The 7334-nt window shown below is 41.6% G+C and carries 1 protein-coding gene; it reads right to left on the minus strand.

Going from position 1 to position 7334, the window contains the following annotated elements; all coding sequences use genetic code 11:
* Positions 1 to 7334, minus strand: a 7334-nt coding sequence (locus N8L90_RS09605) for a MiiA motif-containing surface protein (protein WP_314725738.1), incomplete at both ends; no start/stop codon positions are given.

Consider the following 7334-nt stretch of genomic DNA (forward strand, 5'->3'; position numbering starts at 1 on the left):
GCTGACGTAGACGCTACAGCACTTGTGCTTGCTGACGTAGACGCTACAGCGCTTGTACTTGCTGAGGTAGACGCTACCGCGCTTGTGCTTGCTGATGTAGAGGCTACCGCGCTAGTACTTGCTGATGTAGAGGCTACCGCGCTAGTGCTTGCTGATGTAGACGCTACGGCACTTGTTGACGCTGAGGTAGAGGCTACCGCGCTAGTACTTGCTGATGTAGAGGCTACCGCACTTGTTGACGCTGAGGTAGAGGCTACCGCACTTGTTGATGCTGAGGTAGACGCTACCGCACTTGTGCTTGCTGAGGTAGACGCTACAGCGCTTGTGCTTGCTGATGTAGACGCTACGGCACTTGTTGATGCTGAGGTAGACGCTACGGCACTTGTGCTTGCTGAGGTAGATGCTACAGCACTTGTACTTGCTGACGTAGACGCTACTGCACTTGTGCTTGCTGACGTAGACGCTACAGCGCTTGTACTTGCTGAGGTAGACGCTACAGCACTTGTGCTTGCTGACGTAGACGCTACGGCACTTGTTGATGCTGACGTAGACGCTACTGCACTTGTTGACGCTGATGTAGACGCTACAGCGCTTGTTGATGCTGAGGTAGATGCTACTGCGCTTGTGCTTGCTGACGTAGACGCTACGGCACTTGTTGATGCTGACGTAGACGCTACTGCACTTGTTGATGCTGACGTAGACGCTACTGCACTTGTTGATGCTGACGTAGACGCTACGGCGCTTGTGCTTGCTGAGGTAGAGGCTACCGCACTTGTTGACGCTGAGGTAGACGCTACCGCACTTGTTGACGCTGAGGTAGACGCTACGGCGCTAGTACTTGCTGATGTAGATGCTACAGCGCTAGTGCTTGCTGAGGTAGATGCTACGGCACTTGTACTTGCTGACGTAGACGCTACGGCACTTGTACTTGCTGACGTAGACGCTACAGCACTTGTGCTTGCTGACGTAGACGCTACAGCGCTTGTACTTGCTGACGTAGACGCTACGGCACTTGTGCTTGCTGACGTAGACGCTACGGCACTTGTTGACGCTGAGGTAGAGGCTACAGCACTTGTGCTTGCTGAGGTAGATGCTACCGCGCTTGTTGAGGCACTTTGCGATCTGTAATCCGAGTCAGATAATTTCGGCTTAAATATATCCGTCGTATCATCATTATAGGTAACTGTGACCGTACCATCTCTACCTACAGAGACAGTTTTTATCTGCATATTAGGATTCGCATCTTCAATCGCCTTACGAATCTTTTTCTTATCAGCTTCTGTTGGTGTAGTAAGATTTTCCACCTGAATTACTGGGGAATTCGGAGTATATTTCTCACTCAACGGAGCTTGTACAATGACATACTTTTCAACCTTTAAATTGCCAGACAAATCTTTAACCCTTGCAAAACGTGTCCAAATATTGGGTGTATCATCATTATCTGGTGTTGCAGTATTAGTATAATCTTTGCTTGGATTAAATACTTGATTAGCATTATAAGTTCCATCACTCGTTAAATTATGAGTATAAGGCTGTGCTTGAGACGCATCTGTTAATTTATTTGTTCTTTGATTAGCAATCCCTCCTGTAGAATGATCAATTACATTTCTTGTAACATAGTTCAACTGTTCATTAGTCTCATTGTTCCAAGCTTCTATATGAGTAACTTTTCCACTATTATCCCAAGTTTCAACTCTAACACGGAACTGGTCACCCGCATAGATTTTATTTCTTCCCTGTGAATCTTTAGGAGCATCTACCCACTTGCCATCACGAAGAACTTGAACCTTAACAGTAACTTTTGGCGCTTCTGTTTCCTTAGTGATTTCTTTCGTAGTTACTCCAGAAGTTAATGTTTCCTTACCGCCACCTGGGAGAGTCACTTCTTTTTCCTGCTTCACAGTAATCTCACCTGTGGGAAGCACTCCATTAGGAAAGGCTGTGTAATCTATTTCACCATTATTTTTATTCGGTGAACTTGGATTAATAGGTGGGGTAAATGTAACACTTGTTGCGCCAGCTGGAACCTCTTTCTTGATTGTCTGATTACCAATCGTCAAGGTTACTGTCGCACCTGGTGTCACATCTGTCACAGTAATACTACGATTTGGCAGGCCACCTTGTAGTTTCACTTGATCATCTGCGATTTGTGGTGTTTTTGGTTTCACCTTAATCGTTATAGGAACATGTTCACTATTTCTACCTGGAACATACTGAGGATCAGATTCTGGCTTCGTAGTACTTTCAGGCAAAATCATTTTGACATTTCTTACATACACACCTGGAGCTGAAACGATAGTATCAGCATCTAAATCTAACCACTCATATGTTGTATCTCTTGGTATGGTTACACTATTTGTTGAATTTACAATTGCATTACCTGGGGTAGCAATAATATCTGCTAATGGAGCCTTATTCCCAACTGTTGTCTCATAAATTTTCTTAGCTACTGGATCAACTACCGTATACTCAAAAGTTGCCTCACGCGTTAATGCTGGATTACTAGATGACACAGTTCCAAAACGGCCTGTAGGATAAACCGCTTTTACTGTATATGTCGTATGGTGGCTTGTGGGTTGATTTTCCGGATTTGAGTCCACAGTGGTATGCCATACATTACCAAATTTATCAGTAGCGATAGGAGTTGTTTTCTCTTCTCCTGTATTATTTAACTGATATTTATAAGACCATTTAGTACCTGCAGGAAGTTTATCAACATTGGTATACAAATAAGAATCACGCCCAACATTATTTGCCCAGTTGCCACCAGTTATACGTTCATTACCTTGATTGGCTTTAAAAGCATAAAACTTGCCTTTAAATCCGTTTCTTGTGAATGTTTGCAGTTTTTCATAAACAGTATAATTATACTCAATTTCATCCGGCTGTTGACGCTTATCTGGATAGGTAACTACCAACTTCGCAGTACGATTTTCTCCTACAGTAAATGTCGGCTCACTTCCTTTCTTCCACGTAACAGTTGTTCCTGCTGGTAAAGGTTGATTCCCCACTCCACGAACAAAATCCTTTGGATTTAGACTTGCTACGGTTTCGTCACTAATTGCATAAAACTTATCTGCTACTTTCTCAACACCATATTTTACCTTTGGTGGAACCGTAGTAGAAGTACCATCCTTATAAGTGATTGTTACGGTACCATCTTTTGATATTTTATAGCCTTCATCTCCATCTTTAATACGATTCGTATCTTTAGGATTAGCTGCCTTCACTGCCGCAAGAATCTTAGCGCGTTCTGGCTCTGTCAAGGAGTTTGGGTTGGCAACTACAACTGCATCTGTTGGCTGTTCCCCTCGGAATTTATCCGCCAAACGTCCTTGTTGGATACCAAATTTCGCTTCATCTAGGTTGGTATCACTTTCATTACCACTTGGATCTACTGCCTTAATTTGTCGCGTCCATTTATGCCCTGAATCATATGTTAAATCATCTTTAACTTTACCTATCGTTGCCCTTGTTGTTTGATCTTGATTTACAATGCTTTCGATTTTAGGTACATCACCACTTCCATACGTATTGGTAGTGTCATTAAAGAAATTCGTTAACTCATTAGCCCCTTGGTTAAAGGTCACTTTTTTCAATTTTCCACTATTGTCAGTAGCGCTAAATTCAACCTTGATGTTATCACCTGCGTAGAACAAGTAGTAACCCTTACTATCTTTCTTAGGCTCTTTACCATCGATTGTGACTTTGTAGCTTACATGTGGTTTTTCAGTTTCAGCTGTAATTGCAACTGTTCTTTCATCAGATGTCAACGTTTCCTTTTGACCTGTTACTGGATTATCAAATTCCTTACTTTGTTTAACAGTCACTGGCCCTGTTTGAAGCAAGCCGTTACTGTCTGCTAATTCACTTGCAGGAAACGTCACTCTTCCTTTATTATCTGCTGTTCTAGATGTAAGTTGTTTGCCATTGATTGTCAAGGTTACCGTCGCATCTGGGAGAGCGTTTGTTACAGTAATATCACGACTCGGAAGTCCACCTGTATTCGTTACCTGATCTGTTGAGATCTGCGGTGGATTCGGTCTAACTTTGATGGTTACAGGAACGATTGCATGACTATTATTCGCAGTTTGAGCTCCTTTTGGCAAGGTAACTGTGACATCTTCCTTTTTGATACCAGGAGTACTTACTGTACTAGCACCTGGTGCAGATACCCAGCTGTAAGTGGTCTTAGTCGCAGCTGTCGGACCATCTGGAATCGGCACACCATCCTTAGAATTCTTAATCGCCTTGCCTGGATCCTGAATAATTTCATTCAAAGGAGCTGTATTCCCGACTGTTGTCTCATAAACTTTCTTAGCTACCGGATCAACTACCGTATACTCAAAAGTTGTCTCGCTTGTAAGAGCCCGATCGTTAGTTGATGCAGTTCCGAAGCGACCTGTTGGATAGACGGCTGTCACAGTATAAGTCGTCTTGTGACTTACAGGATCCGGCCACCTTGATTCCTCCTTGGTTGTATACCATACTTCACCAAACGTGTCTTTTCCAACAGCGGTTACCTTTTCTTCACCTGTACCATTTAAACGATACTTATAGGACCATTTAACATCACTGTTGGCCTTCAAATCATTTAGATTTGTATATCCCTCTATATTTCTACCATACGGATTAGCCCAACCTCCATCAACTTTACTGAGGTTAGCTTCTTTCGTTCCTTTGAATGCAAAGAACTTACCTGTGACTCCGTTTTCTGTTCTCGCTTTAATCTTCGGATAAACCGTATAATGATACTCAACTTCCTTAGTCTCACTTCCTTTAGTAACGAGCAAGGTTGCTGTTTTCTTACCAGGAGTTGATAAATCTAGGGTGTTATCTTTCCACTTAACACTTGTACCTAAAGGTAAAGCTCTACCATCTCCATCTACAACAAAGTCACGAGGGTTAAGTTGAGTGGAATTTTCTCCTTCAACTGCATAAAAGCGGTCTGATTTGGCTTTATACGGTGCCTTCGCAGTGGCAGTGGTTGTCGCTCCATCTGAGTTAAAGTTATAAGACGTTGCATTAACTGGAGTGTTATCTTTGACTGCCTCTTCGGAAATAGTCACATTACCATTCGATTTATCTAAAGTAACCCCAGCTGGAAGGGGATCAGTATTTTTCCATTTAGTTCCAGATTTTTTAATCGTAATTTGAGTAGGAGTGTTAGCAGTTGTAGACGTAGTCGGTGTATAGGATATAGTCACTTTATCATTATCGGTCGCAGGACTAACAACGACACTACCATCATTTTTAGGATTAACTTGAGGTTTTGTTGCAGTAGACTTAGCAACATTTTCAAAGAAAACTTCTGAAACATCGACAGAATCGCCACCCTCATCATCTTTATAAATAGTCTTAAGTTGCTTGCTTAATCCTATTTTAGTTCCAGTAATCGTAGCTTTTACATCTAAATCATGGTATTTAAGAATCGCCTTCTTATCTTCATTAGTCAGTTCATCTCCCAGTCGTGAGATATCCATACTATCAGGTACAGATAAGTAAACTTCTTTCCCATCCACTCTGGCTTTAACAGCCATATTTTCCCCTATACCCGAACCAATTTTATTACTACTACCAACCCATTCCACGTTCTTGATATTTAAATTTCCAACCTTATTTTGAACATCAGATGAAACTTGTTTAGTATTCGGAAGAACATTAGGCCAATGGAAATCAAAACCATTATTATGTCGCTGATTAGTTACCTGGTCATTATAATCGTCACTATCCTGGGGAAATTGGAAACCTGGTATAGTATTTGACTTATCATCTATTTTTTTAACAAAAGATGCTGGATCAACCATTTGGTCTTTAGAAACCCTATTAGATGCAACTCCTTGATCAATCACAGGCTCATAAACATCAGCTTGAGTCACAATTTTAAACGGAAGCGTAAATGAACCCGAATGTGGCGTAGCAACAGTCAGTTCATTATGACCTCTAGAAAAGCTAATTGTTCTAGTATTAGCCTGATATCTAATCCAGTCGCTACCATCAGTTCTTCCTTTGATTGAGTAGGTAACATTTCCAACAGGCGCATCAGTTTTTTTCCCTTCTAAATTATCATAAATATTCGCAATGCTGCTTACACTCCCTGAAGTTAAAGCATTTAATTTCCCATACTTCAAAAAAGTAGACGGAACTCCTGATTTCAACTCTAACGAATAGCGTGCCGGAGAACCATTCATTTGTAGGTAGTTTTTATGGCGCGAATTTTCTAAGGAACGGAAACCAGCCATATAAAAATCATCAGTATTTGTTGGACTAGTCGTTGTATATTTGAATTTATATACTTCCTGACGAGCAGAGCCTCTAGGATTAATGGCAAATACATTAGCTGTAGCCTCTTCGATAGTATTAAAGGCGAAGTCCCCAGCCTTTTTTATCTTATCCGATATTTTATCTGTCTGATAATACGCATCTGGATTATTAAAGGCAAAGTCCCTCAAGCTAGTTAGTGAACCTCTACCAACCCCACTTGGACCTACACCAGCCACATTATCATAGTAAGATCCACCACCATTATTTTTAGCATTCCCAATAGCTGCTCTGAGGAATTCACTTTTAGAATTACTTAGAAAAGCCTTACTAGCCTCGTTGGTGTTGTTCCCTTCACTTTTCCCTAACAAATTCCATGTTGAATTTGAATTAGCATTATCTTTTTGCCAAACTTCCATGCGAGTAATAACATGGCCTTTTGGTACAGTAAAGTAGAAATAGGGATTATCATGATGTTCGCCAGTATTATTAAAAGTAACTTCCCATTCTGTCGTATTACCGCGTCTCGTTGAAGTCATATAAACTTGGTTACGAATATTTTTCACTTCAACTCGAGTGGCGATATTTGCCTTACCAGGTTCTTGGTTATTTCCCTGTCGTCCTTCTGTTGCATAGATATAGGTGCCAGGTTTGTATCCATTTGCCAAAGGCTCACGTTTTGATTCTTCCTCTGATATCACATAGGCAACTGTAGCCTTTCCAAAATTAGTATTTCCTGGAGTATTCTCAGGCGCTACCTCCCTAAAGCTAACTCCTCGCTCCATCTGTCTACCATTTAGCACACTACGTTTACCGTTATTAGCACGGAGAACAGCGTTGACGATTGAGTTTTGCGCAGATGTGGCTTGCTTGATAACTGCTGTAAGGTCAGCATTTGGAGTTTTCAATGCTTCTTCTATAGCTGTTACAGCAGCATTGACCTTAGCAACCGCTGCTTCTGTATTTGGCAGACCGATAGACTTAGCGAGGTATTCCCCCATAGTCGCTGAGATTTTAGATAGACGTTTGCGGTCTTCTTGCGCTTTCTTGTTGCTCTCAGCAGATACTGTAGT

The sequence above is a fragment of the Streptococcus mitis genome, from assembly GCF_946190115.1.
Lineage (GTDB): Bacteria > Bacillota > Bacilli > Lactobacillales > Streptococcaceae > Streptococcus > Streptococcus mitis_CO.